The sequence below is a fragment of the Rhodococcus sp. 852002-51564_SCH6189132-a genome (assembly GCF_001665495.1).
Classification (GTDB): Bacteria; Actinomycetota; Actinomycetes; order Mycobacteriales; family Mycobacteriaceae; genus Rhodococcus; species Rhodococcus pyridinivorans.
This window is the reverse complement of the sequence record NZ_LZMJ01000040.1, coordinates 57,568-78,340: the sequence shown is the minus strand read 5'-3', so window position 1 is coordinate 78,340 and position 20,773 is coordinate 57,568. Positions and strand designations below refer to the sequence as shown.

Below are 20,773 nucleotides of genomic sequence, written 5' to 3'. Positions count from 1 at the left end.
CCGTCGGGCCGGATAATGCGATATCGACACGCGCGGCCGGTCGGCAGCGCTGCGTGTGCTCGGGCAACTATGGTCGAGGTCGTGAGCAGAACCCCCGAGATCCCCAGCCGCGCGCCCGCACCCTCGGGACCGCCTCTGCGTGCGTTCGCGATGGTCCTGATCTCCTTGGGCATCCTGTTCGCCGGTCTCGGTTTCGCCTCGCTCGGTGATTCCGACGACGAACCCGCTCCCGCGGCGGCACCCACGACGACGACCGCTGCTGCGCCGGCCGCACCGTCCACGCGCTCGGCCGCGGTGCCCACCGCGCCCGCGCCCGCTGCCGCGAACGGGGGCACGTCCGACGCCGGGGACGGTGCGACCACCACCACGGCCGTGTCTTCGGCTCCTTCCATGCCCGTGGGGAGCGGAACCGCGTTCGCGTCCGACACCTCGGCCTCCGCGACGGCACCGGTGCGCGTGTTCAACAACTCGGAGGTCGCGGGCCTCGCCGCGCAGACCGCGGCCTACCTCGAGGACGAGGGGTACACCATCAGTGAAACGGGCAACTACAGCGAGGGCTTGCTCCAGCAGACCTCGGTGTTCTACGGGTCGTCTCCCGGAGAGCAGCAGACCGCGACAGCCGTCGCCGAGTCGCTCGGTGTCACCGCGCAACCGCGCTTCGAGGGCATCCGCGACGCCGCCCCCGGAGTGATCGTCATCGTCACTTCGCGTTAGCGCCGGAACCGTGTCGGTCCGCCACCGGGTGGTCGCCGGAGACGCCCGGTTATGATCGGGTGACTTTTCGGCACTTCGAAGGAGCGGTTTGATGGTCTCCAGTTCCACCCGTCGCATGTCCTGGCGTGCTCTGGCCCCGATCGTCGCGATCGCCGCGGTGGGCCTGACTGCGTGCTCGAACAGCGAGGAGGCGAGCACCGAGCCGGGGACGACTCCGCCGGTGTGGACGGGATCCGCCGCGCCCGCTTCCGAGGCCCACGGCGACGACCACGGCACCGAGGGTGGGAGCGAGTCGCACGCCGGTGGCTCCGCCTCCGCTGCTGCGCTCACCGCGGAGCTCACCACGGTCGACGGCGAGTCGGCCGGCACCGTGTCGTTCGCCGAGAACGGCGGCGACGTCGAGGTGACCATCGAGGTCGAGGGTCTCGAGCCCGGCTACCACGGTGTCCACATCCACGAGTTCGGCCGTTGCGAGCCCCAGTCCACCGCGCCGAACGGCGGCGAGCCCGGCGCCTTCCTGTCGGCCGGTGCCCACCTGCAGGCCGGTGGCAACACCTCCGTCCCGGAGAGCGGCGACCTGGTCTCGCTCGTCGTCCACGAGGACGGCACCGCCACCGCCACCGTCACCACCTCGGCCTTCGGCCTCGAGGACCTCGAAGGTGAGGACGGCGCCTCTGTGGTCGTGCACCAGGACAACCTTGGCGCACGCCTCGCCTGCGGCGTCATCGGGTGAGCAGGGTTCGAATCCCCTGAAGCTCGGTACCCGGGTAATTCCTGACACGGGGCCCCGCGACGGACATCCGTCGGCGGGGCCCTGTGGTTGGATCGAGACGTGGCAGTCGCGTTTCCGGGATCACCTCGTCCCACGATCGGCGTGGAATGGGAGATCGCTCTGGTGGACAAGACCACCCGCGATCTCTCGAACAGCGCGGCGGTCGTCTTCGACAGGGTGGAGGAGATCGCCGGGGAGACCCCGCGGCTGACCAAAGAGTTCCTGCGCAACACCGTCGAACTCGTCACCGGTGTACACGACACCGTCGCCGAGGCCGTCGACGATCTGTCCGAGTCGCTGTCGTTGCTTCGCCGCGCCGCCGATCCGCTCGGAGTGGACCTGATGTGTGCCGGCACCCATCCGTTCGCGCAGTGGACCGACCAGACCGTCACACCCTCCCCGGACTACGAGGAGATGATCAACCGCACCCGCTGGTGGGGACGGCAGATGCTCATCTGGGGAGTGCACGTCCACGTGGGAGTCTCCTCCGCGGAGAAGATCATCCCGATCCTCAACGCCATGCTCGTGAAATATCCCCACATGCTCGCGTTGTCGGCCTCGTCGCCGATCTGGGCGGGCTACGACACCGGCTACGCGAGCAACCGCGCGCTGATGTTCCAGCAGCTGCCGACCGCCGGCCTGCCCTACCACTTCGCCGACTGGCCGCAGTACGCGAAATTCATCGCCGACCAGCTCGAGTCCGGCGTCATCAGCCACCCCGGAGGCATGCACTGGGACATCAGGCCCGCGCCGAAATGGGGCACCCTCGAAGTCCGGGTCTTCGACGGCATCACCAACCGCGCCGAACTGGCCGCCCTCGTCGCGTTCGTGCATTCACTCGTCGTCTACTTCGACGAACGTCTCGAGCGCGGTGAGGAACTTCCTGTGCTGCAACCGTGGCACGTCAAGGAGAACAAGTGGCGTGCGGCGCGGTACGGACTCGATGCCGAGGTCATCCTCGACCCGGTGTGTACCGAACGGCTCGTCACCGACGACCTGAACGATCTGCTCGAGCAGATCATGCCCACCGCGGTACGGCTCGGCTGCGCCGACGAACTCGCGCGAGTTGCGGACATCCCGGTGAGGGGAGCGTCCTATCAGCGTCAGCGCCGGCTCGCGGAACGGACGGACGGCGATCTCGTCGCGGTGGTGGACTCGCTCGTGCAGGAACTGAAGGAGTGATCGTCCGAGGACGTCCCGGCCGTCAGCTCCTCGTCACCTGTCACGCACCGCCGGGAGCGTCCTCGTCGAGCAGGCCGTCGCGACCGAGCTGCTCCCGGTAGGCGACGCGACCGACGCGGTGCGCGATCACCGGTGCCGTGAGGACCATGAACATGCCCGCCAGCGCCATCATCCAGATGTCGACGGAACTGCGCAGGATGATCATCGCGCCACCCAGCACGAACAACAGACCCACCACCTGCGGCTTGGTGGCCGGATGCATGCGCGACAGGGTGTCGCGGAAACGCACCACGCCGATCGCAGCGGTCAACGAGATGACCGCTCCGATGAGGATCAGGAGGTGGGCGAAGGTGTCGATGATCGTCGTCATCCTTCGTCACGCACCCGGAATCGAGCCACGGACACCGACCCGATGAAGCCGACCAGGGCGAGGGCCACGGTGGCGGGCAGCACCGACGTGTCGCGTGTGTACACCGCCCAGATCGCGATGCCGCAGATGCCGAGCGCGAGCAGGGCGTCGACGCCGACGAGCCGGTCGAGGGAGTTGGGGCCCGCGATCACGCGGTAGGTGATCAGGATTGCGGAGACGAACAGCAGTGCCCCCGCGATCGCCAGTGTCACGGTCACGTCAGTTCCTCCGTTCCGCTGCGCCAGGGGCTGGCCTGCCATTCCGACTCGCGTTCGAACGTCCGGATGAGAAGACGCTCGATGAGGCGGGCGGAACGGTAGAAGTCGGCCACGGCCTTGTCGGTACCCACGTCGAGGACGTGCACGTACATGATCCGCCGCACCTGGTCGATCTCGAGCACCATGGTGCCCGGGATGTTGTTCATGATGTCCGTCCACAGTGTCAGCACCAGGTCGGACTTGATGGTGAGCCTGCAGCGCAGCACGCCGGTGACCGGCGGCGGGGACGGCCGGATCGCGAGCCATGCCACGTTGATCGTCGAGCGGATGGTCTCGCCGAAGATCACCGCGCCGAGCCGCATCGCGGACCAGACGTGCACGCGACCCTCGACGGGTACACGCGGCAGCGGCAGCACGAACATGACGACGAGCGAGACGACCACACCGCCGAGGATGTTGGCGATGCTGAAGGTGCCCCACAGCAGGACCCAGACCAGCGTCGTCCATCCCACGACGAACATGCGCAGGACGTTGGCGCGTTTCATCATTCCTGCTCACCCCCCAGCACGGCCTCGATGTACACCGTGCGGTCGCGCAGGTTCTCCGCGGCACGGTTGCTGATGTCGAGCAGGGGACCGGCGAAGACCGTCAACGACACACCGATCGCGACGAGCCAGACCGTGGGGACGAGCATCGCGGCCGGCATCCGGCCGACGTCCGGGCGTTCCTCGAAGGAGATGTCGGTGGCGGATTCGTCGATCAGCGCCGAGGGGCCGATGTCCGCGAGATCGCCCTCGGGAGCGTCGGCGCGTGCCCGCCAGAACGCCTTCGTCCAGATACGCGCGACGACGTACAGCGTCAGGAGGCTGGTCACGACACCACCGCCGACGAGGACCCAGGCCAGGACCGAACCGTCCTCCGCGCCGGCCTGCAGCAGGGCGACCTTGCCGATGAACCCGGAGAACGGCGGGATACCGCCCAGGTTGAGCGCCGGGATGAGGAACAGGACCGCCAGCAGCGGAGACATGAGCGCGAGGCTGCCGAGGCGTCGCAGCGACGCCGACCCGGCCTGGCGTTCGATGAGACCCACCACGAGGAACAGGGTGGTCTGCACGAGGATGTGGTGGCCGACGTAGTAGACGGCGCCCGCGAGACCGGTCTGCGACGACAGAGCGACACCGAAAATCATGTAGCCGATATGGCTGACGAGCGTGAACGACAGCAGACGCTTGATGTCGTTCTGCGCGATCGCGCCGAGGATGCCGACGATCATCGTGAGCAGACCCGCGACGAGCAGGACGTCGTCGAGTTCGCCGCCCGGGAACAGCAGGGTGTGCGCCCGGATGATCGCGTACACACCGACCTTGGTCAGCAGGCCGGCGAAGACGGCCGTGACCGGTGCGGGCGCGGTGGGGTAGGAGTCGGGCAGCCACGACGACAGCGGGAAGACCGCGGCCTTGATACCGAAAGCCACGAGCAACACACCGAAGATCGCGGCCCGGGTGCCCGGTGAGATCTCGTCCATCCGCAGTGCCATCTGGGCGAGGTTCAAAGTGCCCGTGGCTGCGTAGGCGAAGGCGATGCCCACGAGGAAGACCAGCGAGGACACCATCGAGACCATGACGTACGAGACGCCCGCGCGGACGCGGTCGGCGCTCGCACCCAGGGTCAGCAGGACGAACGAGGCGGCGAGGAGCACCTCGAAGCCGACGAAGAGGTTGAACAGGTCGCCCGCGAGGAAGGCGATGTTGACACCCGCGGTGAGCGCGAGATAGGTCGGCAGGAAGATCGAGACGGGCTGCTGCTCGTTGCCGTCGTGGATACCCTGGCCGACTGCGTACAGCATCACCGACAGCAGCACGATCGCCGAGACGACCAGCATCAACGCCGACAATCGGTCGACGACCAGCGAGATGCCGATCGGCGCCTCCCACCCACCGATCTGCAGTACCGCGATGCCGTCGGCGTCCGCGTAGTACAGCAGCGCCACGCACACGACGAGCGAGGCGACCAGCGCGAAGACGGTGATCCACCGTTGGACGCGCGGACGGCGGCCGACGATCAGGGTTGCGGCTGCGGCGAGCAAGGGGATGAGGACGGGGAGGGGAACGAGGTTCGCGACGCTCGGGTTCATCGGCGATCCTCCTTCCCGTTCTTCTCGTCGTCTCCGGTCCGCTCGTCCTCGGCAGGGTCGGGGGCCTCGGGGTCGGGATCGTCCGCGCGGACGTCCTCGTCGGCGTCCTCGGCATCCTCGATAGAGCCGGCCCCGCCCGAATCTTCGGCAGAGCCGGACTCGTCCGTCCCCCCCTGGTTCTGCGTGTAGGCCGAGTCGGTGGGGTCGTCGAAGTCGCCGTCGTGCAGATCCTCGTACGCCTCGATGTCCTCGATGTTCTTGAGCTGATCGAGCGGGATCGGGTTGCCCGCGGCGTCGAAGGCGTCGCCGCTCTTGCTCGGGATACCGGTGAGCGGGTCGTCGGAGCGGTCTCGCGACGGTAGATCGGCGAGACTGCGCCGCTGCGACACGAGGGTGTCCTCGGGGTCGTTCTCGATCTCGTCCCGTGCGCGGTAGGTGTAGGAGCGGTAGGTCAGTGCCAGCACGAACGCCGCCACACCCATCGTGATGACGATCGCGGTGAGGATCATCGCCTGCGCGAGGGGATCGGCCATGTCCGGCTCGACGTCGCTCTCCACACCGACGATGGGTGCATGACCTGCGGGGCCGCCGAGGGTGAGCAGCAGCAGGTTGATTCCGTTGCCGGCCAGCAGCAGGCCCAGCAGCATCTTGATGATGCTGCGTTCGAGCAGCAGGTACACACCGGCCGCGACGAGCACACCGACGACGGCGAGGAGCGTGATGTTCGCGGTCATCGGCGCTCACCCACGGTCTCGGCGTCGAGGCGAGCACCGAGGCTGCGCAGCACGTCCAGGACCAGTCCGACGACGATGAGGTACACACCGAGGTCGAAGAACAGTGCGGTCACGAGCTTGATGTCGCCGAGCAGAGGCAGCGTGAGCTCGAGGGTCGCCGACGACAGCGCCGGGGCGCCGAGGAACATCGACACCAGTGCGGTGCCCGCGGCGAAGGTGAGTCCGATGCCGAGGATCTTGCCGGCGTCGATGGGAACCGCCTCTCCGAGCTCGTAGCGTCCGCCGGCCAGGTACCTCAACACCAGCGCGAGACCGGCGACGAGACCGCCCGCGAAACCGCCACCGGGCGCGTTGTGCCCGGAGAAGAAGAAGTACACCGACAGGATCATCATGGTGGGGAAGACCAGTCGCGTGGTGACCTCGAGGACCAGCGATCGGTAGCGCGGATCGATGAGATCGCCGCCGAGCAGCCAGGTCGTCTCGTTGCTGGCGGAGACCGCGTCGAGCTGCGCCGCGGGTGCGTCCGCCACACGCGGGGCGGTGCCGAAGCGGCGGGTGCGGAAGACCAGGCTGGCCACGCCGGTCGCGGCGACCAGCAGCACCGAGATCTCGCCCAGCGTGTCCCAGGCGCGGATGTCGACGAGCAGGACGTTGACGATGTTCTTGCCGTCACCGCCGTAGTAGGCGGCGTCGGGCAGCAGCAGCGAGATCGGATCGGTAGTGCGTGCCGCGACGGCGTAGGCGCCGATCCCGGCGACCACCGCGCCCACGGCGATGCCGAGCATCGCGCGGGCGAACTTGCTGCCCATCACCGCGGCCGGGTCGGTCTCGGCGGGCAGCTTGCGCAGGACCAGCACGAACATCACGAGGGTGACGGTCTCGACGAGGAACTGGGTGAGCGCGAGGTCGGGAGCTCCCTGGAGGGCGAACAGCACCCCGAGCCCGTAACCGGTCACGCCCACGACCAACACTGCGCCGAGACGGTTGCGCAGGGCCGTCGCGGTGATCGCGGCGGCCATCATGATCAACCCCACCCCGAGCTGCCAGATCGAGTCCCACGCGCGCGTCGACGGCATCGTGCTCAGCCCGAAGAAGAACATCAGCACCGTCGGGAGCGCCACCAGGGTGATGAGGATGGTCGCCTGGGTCAGGGGGAGCGAACCGCGCTGCAGGAAGGCGGTCAGGCGCAGGGACAGGGTGTCCATGCCCTGGAGTGTCGCGTCGTACATCCGGTCGGCATTTCCGAGCGGCGGGTGCTCGAAGCGCAGACGCGCGATGGTGCGGTGCGCGAGGAACAGGACCGTGCCGCCCACGATCACCACGCCGGTCAGACCCAGCGGCAAGGAGAATCCGTGCCACAACGCCAGGTGGTAGGGCTTGTCGAGTTCGGTGGGCAGCTCGTCGGCGTAGGGGGTGATCAGATGGTCGATCCACGAGCTCGCGAAGCCCGCGGCGAGACCGGCGAACGCGAGGACGCTCGGGGCGGTGAGCAGCAGCGGGCCGGGCGCGTGCAGGTTCTGCACCGCGGGGCTCGGACGTTTGAGCTGCTTACGACCGAAGGCCCCCCAGATGAACCGGATGCTGTAGGCGAGGGTGAGGATCGAGCCCACCACGATGCCCGCAGTCATGGCGATCCGCGCCCATTCGGGGAGCACCTCGGCCACCAGCGACGACTCGAGCGCGGCTTCCTTCGCGACGAAACCGATGAACGGCGGCAGACCGGCCATGCTCGCCGCCGCAAGTATCGCGATCACCATCAGGTAGGGGGCGGCAGAGCCGAGATGCGCGAGTTTGCGGATGTCGCGGGTGCCGGTGGAGTGGTCGATGATGCCGACCACCATGAACAGGCATGCCTTGAACAGGGCGTGGGCGATCACCATCGCCAGGCCCGCCAGGGCCGCTTCCCGGCTGCCCGTACCCACCAGCGCAGTGAGAAAACCGAGCTGGCTGACGGTGCCGAAGGCCAGGATGAGCTTGAGGTCGAAGGCGCGGAACGCTCGCCAGCCGGCGAGGATCATCGACGCGAGACCGAGACCGATGACGATCGGCCGCCACGCGGCGCTGTCCGCGAAGCCGGGTGCGAGCCGGGCCACGAGGTAGATGCCGGCTTTGACCATCGCCGCGGCGTGAAGATATCCGGACACCGGGGTGGGGGCGGCCATCGCGCCGGGCAGCCAGAAGTGCAGCGGGACCACGGCGGACTTCGACAGTGCGCCGACGAGCACGAGCACCACGGCGACGCCGGCGAGCCATCCGTGAGGTGCCGCCGCGACGACGTCGGACAGGTTGTAGCTGCCGACCATCTCGCCGAGGATGATGATGCCGACCAGCATCGCCAGACCACCGGCCGTGGTGACGAGCAGGGCCTGGGTGGCGGCACGGCGACTCGAGGCGCGTTCGGCGTAATGCCCGACGAGCAGGAACGACAGGACGGTCGTCAGTTCCCAGAAGGTGTAGAGCAGCAACATGTTGTCGCTGACCACCAGACCGAACATGGCGCCGGCGAAGGCGACCATCTCGGCGGCGAACAAGCCCAGGCGGGGCTCGTCGTCCTCGAAATAGCGCGAGCAGTAGAGCAGGATCAACGAGCCGATGCCCAAAACGAGCACGCACATGATCGCCGCGAGCGTGTCGAAGCGCAGATCGAAATTCATCGACAGCGTCGAGGCCCACGCGATCTGCAGTTTCTGATCGGTTCCCCAGTTGGTGACGACCCAGCCGAGACTCGCGAGGGGCACCACCGCGAGCGGCAGGAATGCATTTCTCCCCATGACTCGGACCAGAAGCGGCGCCAGAAGGGCAGCGACCGCATGGGCAACGAGTATGGCGATCAAAAGGCACTCCGTCGGGGTCGGGCCTGTCGGCGGGGTGAAACTGACTGCGGGCCGTGGGACTCGCTGTCGTCACAGCGGACGGCACACCGCCGAAACGGGGATCGCCCCGACATGCACGCCGGTCGCCGTCATCGGGCAAAACGGATTGTGCACATCCTAACGGTTGTCTTCGCACGCTTGCGAATCGGGGAGGTGAGAGCGCTAGCGCACCTGCCACGCACAGATCACGGCCGCGGCAAACAGTGCGAGCGCCGACCACTGCGCATCCGCCGGAAGCATCCACACCGCCCCGACGACGGCCGTCGCCGGCACCGGCAGCGCCAGGCCGAGAGCCGCGACGGACGCCGAGCCCGGCAACGATGCCCCGAGTGCGAGACCGGTGCCCAGCGCGACGAGCGCCACCCGCACCGCAAGAGGGATTCCCTCGCCGATCTCCGCCGGCCACCACACCGTCGCCGCCGAGATCGACGCGGCGAGCATCAGCCCGGGAAGCGCGTACGGCATGGAGGGGGAGAGCCGCACCCCGGCGACCACGGCGGCCACCGCGACGAGCAGCACCCACCACGGCACGGTCGCCGACTGCATACCCGACCACAACTCGACGAGGACGGGGTACGCCGCGGCCACGGCCCCGGTGACCGCGAGGACGAACCGGTCGTCTCCGGGCGGGACGAGGCGCGCGACGATCTCGGCACCGACGACCGCCACCGCGAGCGCCCCACCGGCGACCAGCCACAGGAGCACACCCGTGTCGCTCGCGCGGGAACCCACGAATTCACCCAGCAGTCGGTAGCCCACCGAGAGCACCACCGCGGCGGTCACCATGATCGCGAGCAACCGCGGATCGGCCCGCTGCACGCGCATCCCGGCAGGCACCGTCAGCGCGGCGGCGACCGTTGCCACGAGTGCGAAGGCCAGCGCCCACTGGGGAACCGTCCAGCGCATGGCCTCCACGGGGACCTCGGAACCGACGGCTGCGGCGGTGAGGAAGGCCGCCCACCCACCGGCGATCAGGGCCCACTGACCGGTCGCCGAACCCCACGAGCCCGCGGTCGCCGCTCCGAGCAGCACACCGGTGATCGCGGCGATCACCCATCCGACGACCGTCAGGCTGTCGGCCGAGATGCCGGCGGGAACGAGATAGCGGATCGACCCGAGGACCACGATCGAGGCGGCGGCCAGCATCCAGGCGGTACGTCGGGAGCCGGTCCGCTGCAGCCCGGCCGCCGAGAGAACGGCGAGCGCGGCGGTGACCACGGGTGCCCATTCGCTGCGCGCACCCTCAGGGAGGACCGATTCGCCCGCGGCCGGGACGAGGATCGCGACCCCGGCGGCGAGGAAGGCCGCGAGGACGGCTGCCGGTCCGGCGACGCGGACCGCGGTGGTCACGGCCATCTCAACGGCCCTCCGCGTAGGCCTGCAGATGAGCGACCTGCACGGGATCGAGCGAGGGGCGCACCTTCTCCCGGGCCACCGCGACGTCCTCGGCGGTGACCACGGCGGCGTCGACGTTGCGCCGCATCGCCGCGAGCGCGGCCTCGCGCAGCAGCGCCGAGCAGTCCGCGGCCGAGTAGCCGTCGAGTCCGGCGGCCAGGTCGTCGAGGTCGACGTCGTCGTCGAGCGGTACCGATCGGCCCGCGGTCTTCAGGATCGCGGCCCGGGCCTCGGCGTCCGGCGGCGGCACGAACACGAGACGTTCGAGCCGGCCGGGACGCAGCAGAGCCGGGTCGATGAGGTCGGGCCGGTTGGTCGCTCCCACCACCACGACGTCGCGCAGCGGCTCGACACCGTCGAGTTCGGTGAGCAGCGACGCGACGACCCGGTCGGACACCCCGGAATCGGAGCTCTGCCCGCGGCGCGGTGCGAGAGCATCGATCTCGTCGAGGAACACCAACGCCGGTGCCGAGTTGCGGGCACGCTCGAACAACTCGCGCACCGCCTTCTCCGACGCACCGACCCACTTGTCCATCAGTTCGGCGCCCTTGACGGCGTGGACGCTCAGACGTCCCGTGCCGGCGAGAGCGCGGACGAGATAGGTCTTGCCGCAACCGGGCGGGCCGTACAGCAGCACACCGCGCGGCGGATCGACACCGAGACGCTCGAACGAATCGGGATGCTGCAGCGGCCACAGGACGGCTTCGGTCAGGGCCTGCTTCGTCTCGACCATGTCGCCGACGTCGTCGAGGCTCACGCTGCCGATCGCCAGCTCCTCGGAACCCGATCGCGACAGCGGACGGATCACCTCGAGCGCGCCGAGCAGGTCGTCCTGGACGAGCGAGGGTTCGTCGTCGTCGCGGTTCGCCCGCGACGCCGCGCGCAGTGCCGCCTCGCGACACAGCGCCGCGAGGTCGGCGACGACGAAACCGGGGGTGCGACCCGCGACGGCGGCGAGGTCGAGACCGGTGGACGGCACCGAGCGCAGCAGCACGTCGAGCAGGGCGCGGCGGGTCGCGCCGTCGGGCAGCGGCAGGGACAGTTCGCGGTCGCAGATCTCCGGGGCACGCAGCCGGGAGTCGACGTCGTCGGGATGCGCGGTGGTCGCGATCAGCACCGCGCCCTCGGTGTCGACCACCCGCCGCAGCTCGTCGAGGATCAACGTCGCGACGGGTTCGGTGTCGGCGGGGAGCACGGCATCGACGTCGGTGAGCAGCAGGACGCCCCCACCGCGCACCGCTTCGGCCGCCGCGGAGATCCGGCGCAGCCGCTCGTCGGCGGCGAGTGCACCCACACCCGGCCCGTCGACCTCGACCAGACGCCGGTCGGCGACCACCGAGCGCACGAAGGTCGCCTTACCGACCCCGGCGGGACCGGTGACGAGCACCCCGAGATGCGGCGACGCGCCGAGGGTGCGCAGCAGTTCGGGTTCGTCGAGCGAGAGGGTGAGCCACTCGGAGAGCTTCGCGACCTGGACCTGCACACCCACGAGATCCTCGACCGGCGGTGGCGGAGGCGTGGCGGGGGCCGATTCGGGACGGTCGGTCGCGGGGGAGGAGGCGACGAACCCCGACGAGACGAATCCGGAAGCGGACGGCACGGAGGACGGCAGGGCACCCGGGCCACCGCCCCACACGACGGCCGTGTTCGGCTGCACGCTCACCGGTCCGGCCGGATCGACCGAGGAGACGGTGAGCAGTTCGGTGGTCCACGCGATCGCGAACGTCCGCGACAGTGCCCGCGTCGTCTCGGCGTTGCTCGTGCCCGGTCCGAGATCGCGGGGGAGCAGCGACACCGCGTCGCCGACGGTGAGGACCTTCCCGAGCAGCGCCTGACGCAGGGTGGTCTCCGGGATCGACTGCCGCGCGAGGGTGGACCCGGTGACCGTCACCGTGCGCGCGCCGTAGACCGTCACGGGCGCGACGACGACCGTCGCGTCCTCCTTCAGGCCTGTGTTCGACAGCACCACGTCATCGAGCAGGATCGTGCCGGTCGGGGTGCCGGCCGGGGCGAGACCCGCCACGACCGCCGTGCGACGCGCTCCCACCAGCGCGATCGCGTCCCATTCCCGCAGGCCCAGCGCGGCCAGCGCCTCGGGGTGCAGACGCACGACACCGCGCCGCGAGTCGGCGGCGGAGGTGTTGAGCCGGACGGTGAGTGAGAGTTGTGGGGTCGTCACCCCGCCGAGCCTAGAACGTCACTAGCGTCCTCGCGGGTCGTGCATGTCATCGTCCTCGCGGGTCGTGCATGTCATCGTCCTCGCGGACGGCGCAGCCCGAGTCGCGCCTGAGATCTCGCCGACGTGGCGACACGGCGGGCGGCGACACGACGCGGACGCTGCGCGCGGTTGCGGGCACGCAGTGCGCGTCGCTCCGAGGGCTTGATGTCCCAGGTCTCGGGCCGGGCCGCGACCCAGCGCCGCGATCGCACCGCGAAGGGGATGTGCGCGAGGTAGACCGCGACCAGCACGAGCATGAGGATGAACGGATAGGTGACCAGCGCGGCCGCCGCCATCGCGACCAGCACGAGCAGCACCACGGCGAGTCGCGCGGGCACGGACGCCGACTTCATCGCGAAGGTCGGGATGCGGCTGATCGCGAGCCCGGCCGTCCCGAGGATCCACACCGCGACCAGCCCGTAGGCGGTCCACCAGCCGTCGCCCCACTGGATGTGGGCGGCGACGGGTGCGAGCGCGATGAGGGCGGCCGCCGGTGCGGGCACGCCGACGAAGTACTCGCGTGCGTAGGCGGGGACGCTGTCGTCCTCGAGCAGGGTGTTGAAGCGCGCGAGTCGCAGCACGAGGCTCACTGCGTAGAGCAGGGCGACGATCCAGCCGAAGGGGCTGCCGTCGAGCAACGTCACGTAGAGCACGAGCGCCGGGGCGACACCGAACGCGACGGCGTCCGACAGCGAGTCGAGTTCGGCGCCGATCTTGCTGGTCGCGTCGAGCATGCGGGCGATGCGACCGTCGAGCGAGTCGAGGACGGCCGCGGCGCCGATCATGCCGAGCGCGGTGCCGAGTTGTCCGTCGAGCGCGAACTTCACCGCCGACAGTCCGGCGGAGAACGCCAGGACCGTGATGACGCTCGGCAGCAGGCGGACGACGTTGGGCCGATTGCGGGACCGCCCGGTCGCGACCGCACGCGAACCCTGCGTGTGCGGACTCACGACACCGTGGGCAGCTGAGCGAGGACGGTCTCGGCACCGATGGTGCGCTGCCCGCGTTCGACCAGCAGGGTGCTCCCGACCGGCAGGTAGGTGTCGACCCGGGATCCGAAGCGGATCAGGCCGTAGGTGCCGCCGATCGGCAGGGTGTCGCCGATCTGCGCGTCGTTGACGATGCGCCGTGCCAGCAGCCCGGCGATCTGGACGACGGCGACCTCGGCGCCGTCGCGCGTCTCGATCAGCATGCTGGTGCGCTCGTTGACCTCGCTCGCGTCGGCGAGATCGGCGGAGAGGAACTTGCCCGGGGTGTGGACCACCGAGCGGACGGTGCCGCCGACGGGGCTGCGTTGCACGTGCACGTCGAGGACGGACAGGAAGATGCTGACCCGGGGGCGCTCCTCGCTGCCGAGCCCGAGTTCGGCGGGCGGCACGGCATGGTCGACGAGAGCGATCTCACCGTCGGCGGGAGCGACGACCACTCCGGCGCGGTTCGGCGGCACGCGGTGCGGGTGCCGGAAGAAGGTGGCGCACGCCAGTGCCGATGCGAGACCGGCGCGGCGCAGCCAGGGATTGCGGCGGCCGAGGGTCGCCACGGCCAGCGGAGCTGCGACGAAGGGGATACCGCCCGGATGCATGGGCGGTACGACATGCCTGACCAGGTCGACCATGTGGGCTACCCCGCTGGTGGGGGGTGTTCCGGCGGGCGTCGGCTTACGTGCCACGGGCTCCTCTTATCGCTGGCGATCGGTGATCCGGGACCGCAGGGGACCCGCCCGTCTCGCGGGCGGGTCCTGTCGGTCCACAGGCACTCCAGCGTACGTGAGCCGAGGAGGGAAGGTCAGACCCGCGCGGCCGCCTCGATCTCGTTCTTGAGACGGGCGAGAGTCGCGTTCATCCCCATCGTCAGTTCGTCGTCGAACGCCTCGGTGCCGCCGAGAACATACTTGACCAGGGTCTGCGAGACCTTGCTGGTCCCGGTAGGCGCCTCGCGCCGCTGGGTGACCCGCGTGCCGGTGGCGGTGGGTTCGAGGGTGAACGACCAGATGGAGCGGTTCTCGTTGATCCGGAAGCTCAGGCGACGGCCGGGTTCGAAGTCGATCACCTTCGACGTCGTGGGCCACACCAGCAGCCCCTTCTTGTTGATGTTGATCGTGGTGGTGCCGGCCGACACCGGCCCACCGCGCACGATCATCCGACGGCACTGCGGGCTCCACTCGCCCATCCGCTTCAGATCGGACACCACGCGCCACACCTGCTCGGGGGAGGCGGTGATCTCGATCGTGGCCTCGAGGGTCTTCGACACGTGTACTCCTGTGCTCGGGGGACCGGGTCTTCTCGGGGGACCGGGTCCCGTGTATCTGCTACCGGAGGTAACAGGATTGTCATCGATCCTAACGGACGATGTGAGTGCGGTCACGCCCCGGTCGGGTCGGCTCCGGTCAGCCGCATGAACGCCCCGAGTTCGATCAGGCCGTCCGGTGTCGACGGGAGGTGATCGGTCAGGGCGCCGGACCGGACGATCACCGCCGACCACTTGCCGCGTGAGAGGGCTACGTTCGACCGGTTGCGGGACAACAGGAACGACATGCCCCGCGGCACGTCCTCGACGGCGGAGGCCGTCATCGACACGAACACCATCGCCGCCTGGCGGCCCTGGAACTTGTCGACGGTGCCCACCTGGACCCGGTGCAGACCCGCGGCGGCGAGATCCTGCCGTAGGCGGGTGACCTGAGCGTTGTACGGTGCGACCACCAGGACGTCCTCCTCGCCGAGAGGTCGCGGCGGGGAGCCGGCGTCGTCCGTCCACGCCGAGCCGAGCACGGCCGCGATGGCGCGCACGATCTCGGCGCTCTCCTCGGGCGAGCAGGTCGCATTGCCCTCGTGCGCGACCTCCACGAGCCGGACGCCGGGCGGGACGCCGTCGAGCGCGCGGCGCGTGGTGATCTCGGACTTCGACTGCAGTCGTCCCTCGTAGGACAGCTCGGACACCCGCGCGCACAGATCCGGGTGCATCCGCCAGGTCACCGGAAGGAAGTAGCCGCGATCGGTGGGCAACGCACCGTGCCCTTCGGCGAGCCATCCGAGGGCGGACTCGTCGACCGGCTCGGGGTGGGTGCCCTGCGAGACCTGCGGCAGTTGGCGGGGATCGCCGAGCAGCAGCAGATTCGACGCCGCCGTGGCCACGGCGATGGTGTTGGCGAGACAGAACTGACCGGCCTCGTCGACCACCAGCAGGTCGAGGCTGCCGGGCTCGATGCAGTTCGGATTCGTGAAGTCCCAGGCCGTTCCGCCCACCACATAGCCGGTGGCGGATGTACCGATATGCGCCGCAAGGGACTTCGCGTCAGGGAAGGCGGTCCACGTCGGATCGGGGCTCTGGCATTTCGCCTTGGCGACCCGTTCCGGCGACACTCCCGCGGCGACGATGCCGGCCAGCATGTTCTCGACCACCGAATGCGACTGCGCGACCACGCCGACGCGCCGGCCGTGCTCGTTCACGAGCGCCGCCACCACCCGGGCCCCGGTGTACGTCTTGCCGGTGCCGGGTGGGCCCTGCACCGCCAGGTACGAATTCTCCAGGTTGAGAACGGTCGTGACGATCGTGCCGGCCGCGTCGTCGCCGAGCGGCGGCAGCGCGGCACCGGAGCGCAGGCGGGGAGGGATGCGGCGCAGTACGTCCACCGCCGCGGTCGACGGCAGAGCCGGCAACTCGCTGCACATCGCCTCGGCGGCGGAGGCGATCGCCGCTTCGATGTTCTTCGACGAGATCGGCGCGCCGGGAGTGACGGCCACCGGTAGCACGGAGTACTCCTCGTCCGTCCGTAGCGACTCGTCCACGACGAGCACGTCGGGATGGTCCGTCCCCGTGGTGCGTTCGACGACCACGCCGCGCGACCACGCGCGCGTCCCGGTGCCGCCGTCGGGCAGTCCGTCCGGTCCCGGAGCGTCGTACAACAGGAAGACGTCCTGCCCGGCGCGCAATGTGCTGCCCGGCTCGAACTCGCCCGCGAGGCACAGCCGACGCCGGAGCAGTCGCCGGCGGGACGTGGCCTTGTGCCAGTCGGTCTCGAGTGTGCACGTCGCCGCGACCAGCGTGTCGCGGGCGTCCGCCCACTCGTCGGGAGCCGTCGCCAGACGATCGAAGTGTCCCCACCAGAAAGGTTTCCGCTCGCGCCGGTGGTAGCCCATGGCCGCGGCGACGAGTGCGGCCGCCTGCTGTTCCGGGGTGCGGTCGCCCGCCAGTGCACCGCCGACGTATTCGAGGAGTTTCGTCTCGACGGGGTGCGCCTGCGCGTCGGGAGCGGCCTCGTCGTGGGTCGTCTCGGTGGGGGAGATGCCGTGGTCGCGGGCGTGGGTGAGCAGCCAGTCGCGCAGACGCAGGGTGGAGATGCAGTCGGCCTCGTTGTAGGAGGCGATCGACGCGAGTTCGCGTTCCGCCTCCTCGAGGTGCCCGGCGTCGCGCAGTGCGCAGTAGTCGGCGTACGCGACGATCGAGGCGCCCGCGTCGGCGACATCGCCGTCGCGTGCCTCGCTCTCCTCGGTGTAGAGCGGTTCGAGTTTCTTCAGTCCGTACGTCCGGGCACCCACCCGGATCGAGTTGCGCACCACGGGGTACAGGTCGACGAGCACACCTTCGCGCAGCAGGTCGTCGACGATCTCCTCGCCGACGCCGTAGCGCCCGGCCAGCCGCAGCAACGCCGTCTTCTCGTACGGGGCGTAGTGGTAGACGTGCATCCTCGGGTGGCGACGCCGGCGGTCGGTGACGTAGTCGAGGAAGTCCAGCAGTGCCTGCCGCTCCTGCTCGCGGTCGTGTGCCCAGAAGGGCCGGAAGATCGGTGCGTCGGCCGGTCCCTCCACGACGCCGAACAGGTACTCGAGTCCCCACTCGGAACTGCCGCCCTCGGACCACAGTGGGTCGCCTTCGAAGTCGAAGAAGATGTCGCCCTCGTCGGGCGCGGGCAGGATGCCGAGCGGGGTGGCGTCGTAGACCTCCGCATAGGGACTGTCCCGCCTCTCCTCCTCGAGCTGCGCCCGTGCCTGGGCGCGCAGGGCGTCGAAGGTGCGGCGCGCCATCCCGTCGACGGGTGCCGCGCATGCGGCGAGGTCGTCGATGGTCGACACGCCCGCCTCGATCAGCCGCAGCCGCTGGGTACTGCGCATCCCCGCGACCAGCAGCAGGTCGCGGTGACGTTCGAGTTCCGGGGTGCAGTCGTCGCAGCGACCGCAGGCGGTGTGCCCACCCGCTCCCCACCGCACCGGCCCGGGGGCAGCGCGGTGCGACGTGAGAAGGGTTTCGAGGCAGGCGCGTCGGTGCCGATAGACCGGCATGATCTCCGCGAGCGGGTAGGAGGCGATCGAGCCGTCGCCGAGGACGAGATGCGCGTGCGAGGACACCGGCGTCCCGGTGCGCGCGAGTGCGTCCGCGTCCGCGTAGGCGGCGAGCTGGAGCAGGGCCTCGACCTTCGCGTGCCGGGAGAGTTTGCTGTCGTAGACGGCGTAGCCGTCGTCCTCGAGGACGAGGAAGTCGGAGAAGCCGATCATGCCGAGCGGATCGGGGGCAGTGTCGGAGGAGCCGGTGTCGAAGAACGCGCCCTGATAGACGACGGGCGCGCCGGCCCGGACGGCGTCGAGGGTGGCCTGCGCCGCCTCGGTGAGCGCCTGCGCGGTGTACTCGGGCCGGGCGATCTCGACGACCTTCTCCGCACCCACCTGCGCGCGGAAGCGGTCGAGGACGCGCTGCTCGTGGCGGCCGCCGAGTGCGGCGACACGGTCGAGCATTGCGTCGGGTTCGGTGTCGGGGCGCGGGAGCCGACCGAGCGTCGAGTCGAGGTTGCGGAGCAGTGCGAACTCGCACGAGGCGGCGCGGGTGAGATCTCCGGCGCCGAAGACCAGCCTGTCGTCGAGAAGAAACATCGGCAGCTCCGTCTCCGGCGTGCGGGATGCCCGGGATGGGCACGGCTGGTCCCGACTATCGCAGACAGGTCGGACCCGCCGGACCATTGTTCTCGCGCCCACCGGGCACACTGCGGCGGCCGGGCCCGCCCTCGACCCCGAGCGCGGTGCGCACCGCCAGCACGATGCCCCACGGAACGACGACCCAGATCGGCCAGAAGTAGATCGACGAGGCCGTTCCGAGCGAGACCAGTGCCCACACCACGAGATTGATCGATCCCACGGTGGCCCATGCTCCCCATTCGATGCGCTGGTGGAGCGGCAGGCGCAGACGTGGGAACGGTTTGCCGGCCGGCGGGGACGGGGTGGGAACGAGTGTCGACGGCAGGTCGGCGAGAACGGCGCCGGCGTCGTCCTGCGTCACGGCGCGGTAGACCCGGGCCACACGCTCGTCGAACTCGCCGATCGTCAACCGTCCGGCGGTGAGATGGCGCCCGAGCTCCTCCACGATCGTTTCGCGCTCGGCATCGGAGACGCGCAGCGGCGATGTCGCGATACCGGCGCCGGTGGTGTCCACCGCACAGGCGCGCATCGGCAAGTTCTGGTCGCTGACGACGAGCCAGGTCTACCGGGAACTGGCCGCGATGGAACGGCAGGGACTGATCGAGGCAGGGGAGAAGGGCCCGCGCGACCGCAAGCCCTACCTGCTGACCGAGGCCGGACGCACGGCCTTCGCCGAATGGATCGACCGCGAACCGGGCGATGAGAACATCCGCCATCCGCTGCTGCTGACCGTCGCCTTCGGCGATCACCTCTCGCCCGAGCGCCTCGCCTCGATGCTCGCCGAGCATCGCCGCAGACACGAGGAGGAGCTCGCCGCCTACGAACAGCAGGCGGCGGCCGACATCCTCCCGCCGCACGCCGCGGCGACCCTCGACTTCGGCATCCTCTACGAACGGGCCGTCCTCGAATGGTTCGACCGCGTGCGCGACCGTCTCGAACCCGGACCGGTCAGCGCAGCGGATCGAACGACCTGAGCAACGGATCCGGCTCGCCGGTCATCGACCCGGCGAGCAGCCGTCCGGTGAGGGGACCGAGCGCCACACCCCACATCCCGTGCCCGCCGGCGACGTACACCCGATCCGAACGGGTGCGGCCGATCAACGGGAGCCCGTCCGCCGTGCACGGCCGTGAGCCCACCCACTCCTCGCTGCGCCCGTCCCAGTCGACCTCACGCAACAGCGGACGGGTCGCGTCGACGATCGCCCGGATGCGTCGCGGGTCGAGCGGGGCGTCGGGACTGCGGAACTCCATCATTCCCGCGACCCGGAAACGGTCCTGGAGGGGTGTGCACGCCACCCGCTGGGCCGGGAAGTAGACCGGGTTCTTCGGCAGGCTCGGCGGCCGCACGCTGAAGCTGTAGCCGCGACCGGCCTGGACCTGCGTGCGCACGCCGAACGGCCGGGCGAGCGACCCGAGCCACGCTCCGTTCGCGAGTACCACCGCATCCGCCGACCGCGAGTGCCCACCGGCCACGACGACATCCACCCCGCGACCGGTGTCGCGCACCTCCTCGACGTCGACGTCGGTGACGATCTCCGCACCCCGTGCGCGGACCGCGTGCGCCAGCGAGGCGACGAACCGCGGCGGATCGATGAACCGCTGCCCCCGGATCCGGAGACCCACCCGCACCGAGTCCCCGAGCAGCGGTTCGAGCGAATGCAGCGTGTCGGTGTCGAGGAGGTCGAAGTCGATCTCGCTGCCGGCGGCACGCGCGTGCTCGAACTCCTCGACCAGCAGCCGACGGTCGTCGTCCGAGGTGAACGCCGCGAGGAACGGATCGGCGACCCGCGTCGGTTCGGTGACGATCGTGTCGCCCGACCCGCGGGCGAGATCGTCGTAGGCATCGAGGGCGAGGCGGTTGGCGCGCGCGAAGACCTTCATCGACGACGTCCACTGCCGTCTCGTGCAGTGCCGGGCGAAGTCGGCGAGGAAGCGCAGCAACCGCACATCCGTCGTGGGCGGCACGTAGACGGGCGACGACGGCCGGAACATCGAGCGCAAGCCGTAACGCAGCACCCCCGGCTCGGGTAGCGGCAGGGTCAGTGCCGGCGCGAGCCACCCGGCGTTGCCCCACGAGGCGTCACCCGCCACGCCGACTCGATCGAGCACCGTGACCTCGATGCCTCGATCCTGCAGAAACCACGCGGTGGACAGACCCACGATGCCCGCACCGACGACCACTGTCCGACGAACCGTCATCGCAACCTCCTGTGATGGACGA

16 protein-coding genes and 2 pseudogenes are annotated in these 20,773 nt (G+C 69.9%); 4 read left to right on the top strand and 14 right to left on the bottom strand.

Annotated features, from left to right (window positions below):
- Positions 1–69: 69 nt before the first annotated feature.
- The 3 genes from A5767_RS10350 to A5767_RS10340 all read left to right on the top strand — a co-directional run bounded on the left by A5767_RS10350 (position 70) and on the right by A5767_RS10340 (position 2,668).
- Positions 70–714, top strand: coding sequence for a LytR C-terminal domain-containing protein (locus A5767_RS10350; protein WP_006553644.1), 645 nt, complete (start codon positions 70–72; stop codon positions 712–714).
- Positions 715–805: 91 nt separating this feature from the next.
- Positions 806–1,447 carry a superoxide dismutase family protein gene (locus A5767_RS10345; RefSeq protein WP_019291110.1) on the top strand — a complete coding sequence of 214 codons (642 nt, stop codon included), beginning with the start codon at positions 806–808 and terminating at the stop codon, positions 1,445–1,447.
- A 99-nt stretch (positions 1,448–1,546) separates the two neighbouring features.
- Positions 1,547–2,668: a glutamate--cysteine ligase gene (locus A5767_RS10340; RefSeq protein WP_039585476.1), complete on the top strand. Its 1,122-nt coding sequence runs from the start codon at positions 1,547–1,549 to the stop codon at positions 2,666–2,668.
- Between the two features lie 40 nt (positions 2,669–2,708).
- On the opposite strand, the gene mnhG is transcribed toward A5767_RS10340, so the two are convergent.
- The 13 genes and pseudogenes from mnhG to A5767_RS10275 all read right to left on the bottom strand — a co-directional run bounded on the left by mnhG (position 2,709) and on the right by A5767_RS10275 (position 19,066).
- Positions 2,709–3,038 (bottom strand): monovalent cation/H(+) antiporter subunit G, encoded by a 330-nt coding sequence (gene mnhG, locus A5767_RS10335; protein WP_006553641.1) that lies wholly within the window; start codon positions 3,036–3,038, stop codon positions 2,709–2,711.
- On the bottom strand, positions 3,035–3,295 hold the full coding sequence (locus A5767_RS10330) for a monovalent cation/H+ antiporter complex subunit F (RefSeq protein WP_006553640.1): 261 nt from the start codon (positions 3,293–3,295) through the stop codon (positions 3,035–3,037). The genes mnhG and A5767_RS10330 overlap by 4 nt, the downstream gene beginning before the upstream one ends.
- Positions 3,292–3,840, bottom strand: a complete 549-nt coding sequence (locus A5767_RS10325; protein ID WP_006553639.1) for a Na+/H+ antiporter subunit E — start codon at positions 3,838–3,840, stop codon at positions 3,292–3,294. The genes A5767_RS10330 and A5767_RS10325 overlap by 4 nt, the downstream gene beginning before the upstream one ends.
- The gene (locus tag A5767_RS10320) at positions 3,840–5,429 is read right to left on the bottom strand and encodes a Na+/H+ antiporter subunit D (protein ID WP_006553638.1); all 1,590 of its coding nucleotides are present in this window, start codon (positions 5,427–5,429) and stop codon (positions 3,840–3,842) included. Before A5767_RS10320 ends, A5767_RS10325 begins: the two co-directional genes overlap by 1 nt.
- 191 nt (positions 5,430–5,620) lie before the next feature.
- Positions 5,621–6,163, bottom strand: a pseudogene (locus tag A5767_RS10315) (Na(+)/H(+) antiporter subunit C); the annotation flags it as partial.
- Positions 6,160–8,997, bottom strand: coding sequence for a Na+/H+ antiporter subunit A (locus A5767_RS10310; RefSeq protein WP_033096172.1), 2,838 nt, complete (start codon positions 8,995–8,997; stop codon positions 6,160–6,162). The gene A5767_RS10310 and the pseudogene A5767_RS10315, both read right to left, overlap by 4 nt.
- A gap of 201 nt (positions 8,998–9,198) precedes the next feature.
- Positions 9,199–10,392 carry a hypothetical protein gene (locus A5767_RS10305; RefSeq protein ID WP_064852234.1) on the bottom strand — a complete coding sequence of 398 codons (1,194 nt, stop codon included), beginning with the start codon at positions 10,390–10,392 and terminating at the stop codon, positions 9,199–9,201.
- 1 nt (position 10,393) lies between these two features.
- Complete coding sequence (locus tag A5767_RS10300) at positions 10,394–12,610, bottom strand: AAA family ATPase (RefSeq protein ID WP_064852233.1); 2,217 nt, start codon at positions 12,608–12,610, stop codon at positions 10,394–10,396.
- Positions 12,611–12,681: 71 nt separating this feature from the next.
- Positions 12,682–13,599 carry a CDP-alcohol phosphatidyltransferase family protein gene (locus tag A5767_RS10295; protein WP_006553633.1) on the bottom strand — a complete coding sequence of 306 codons (918 nt, stop codon included), beginning with the start codon at positions 13,597–13,599 and terminating at the stop codon, positions 12,682–12,684.
- Positions 13,596–14,318, bottom strand: a complete 723-nt coding sequence (locus tag A5767_RS10290) for a phosphatidylserine decarboxylase (RefSeq protein ID WP_064852232.1) — start codon at positions 14,316–14,318, stop codon at positions 13,596–13,598. Before A5767_RS10290 ends, A5767_RS10295 begins: the two co-directional genes overlap by 4 nt.
- A 116-nt stretch (positions 14,319–14,434) precedes the next feature.
- Positions 14,435–14,899: an SRPBCC family protein gene (locus A5767_RS10285; RefSeq protein WP_006553630.1), complete on the bottom strand. Its 465-nt coding sequence runs from the start codon at positions 14,897–14,899 to the stop codon at positions 14,435–14,437.
- A 110-nt stretch (positions 14,900–15,009) separates the two neighbouring features.
- Positions 15,010–18,510, bottom strand: coding sequence for a TM0106 family RecB-like putative nuclease (locus tag A5767_RS10280; protein ID WP_064852231.1), 3,501 nt, complete (start codon positions 18,508–18,510; stop codon positions 15,010–15,012).
- Positions 18,511–18,565: 55 nt separating this feature from the next.
- Positions 18,566–19,066, bottom strand: coding sequence for a DUF1707 SHOCT-like domain-containing protein (locus tag A5767_RS10275; protein ID WP_231913160.1), 501 nt, complete (start codon positions 19,064–19,066; stop codon positions 18,566–18,568).
- Between A5767_RS10275 and A5767_RS10270 the strand changes: the two are divergent.
- Positions 19,056–19,526, top strand: a pseudogene (locus A5767_RS10270) (PadR family transcriptional regulator); the annotation flags it as partial. The gene A5767_RS10275 and the pseudogene A5767_RS10270 sit on opposite strands and share 11 nt — an antisense overlap.
- Here the strand turns inward: A5767_RS10270 and A5767_RS10265 are convergent.
- The gene (locus A5767_RS10265; protein ID WP_033096167.1) at positions 19,501–20,751 is read right to left on the bottom strand and encodes an NAD(P)/FAD-dependent oxidoreductase; all 1,251 of its coding nucleotides are present in this window, start codon (positions 20,749–20,751) and stop codon (positions 19,501–19,503) included. The pseudogene A5767_RS10270 and the gene A5767_RS10265 overlap by 26 nt on opposite strands.
- Positions 20,752–20,773 lie beyond the last annotated feature (22 nt).

Bases quoted from the DNA above. Each gene is read 5' to 3' on its own strand.
- A5767_RS10350 (WP_006553644.1), top strand. From the start codon at position 70: ATGGTCGAGGTCGTGAGCAGAACCCCCGAGATCCCCAGCCGCGCGCCC.
- A5767_RS10345 (WP_019291110.1), top strand. From the start codon at position 806: ATGGTCTCCAGTTCCACCCGTCGCATGTCCTGGCGTGCTCTGGCCCCG.
- mnhG (WP_006553641.1), bottom strand. From the start codon at position 3,038: ATGACGACGATCATCGACACCTTCGCCCACCTCCTGATCCTCATCGGA.
- A5767_RS10325 (WP_006553639.1), bottom strand. From the start codon at position 3,840: ATGAAACGCGCCAACGTCCTGCGCATGTTCGTCGTGGGATGGACGACG.
- A5767_RS10320 (WP_006553638.1), bottom strand. From the start codon at position 5,429: ATGAACCCGAGCGTCGCGAACCTCGTTCCCCTCCCCGTCCTCATCCCC.
- A5767_RS10305 (WP_064852234.1), bottom strand. From the start codon at position 10,392: ATGGCCGTGACCACCGCGGTCCGCGTCGCCGGACCGGCAGCCGTCCTC.
- A5767_RS10280 (WP_064852231.1), bottom strand. From the start codon at position 18,510: ATGTTTCTTCTCGACGACAGGCTGGTCTTCGGCGCCGGAGATCTCACC.
- A5767_RS10265 (WP_033096167.1), bottom strand. From the start codon at position 20,751: ATGACGGTTCGTCGGACAGTGGTCGTCGGTGCGGGCATCGTGGGTCTG.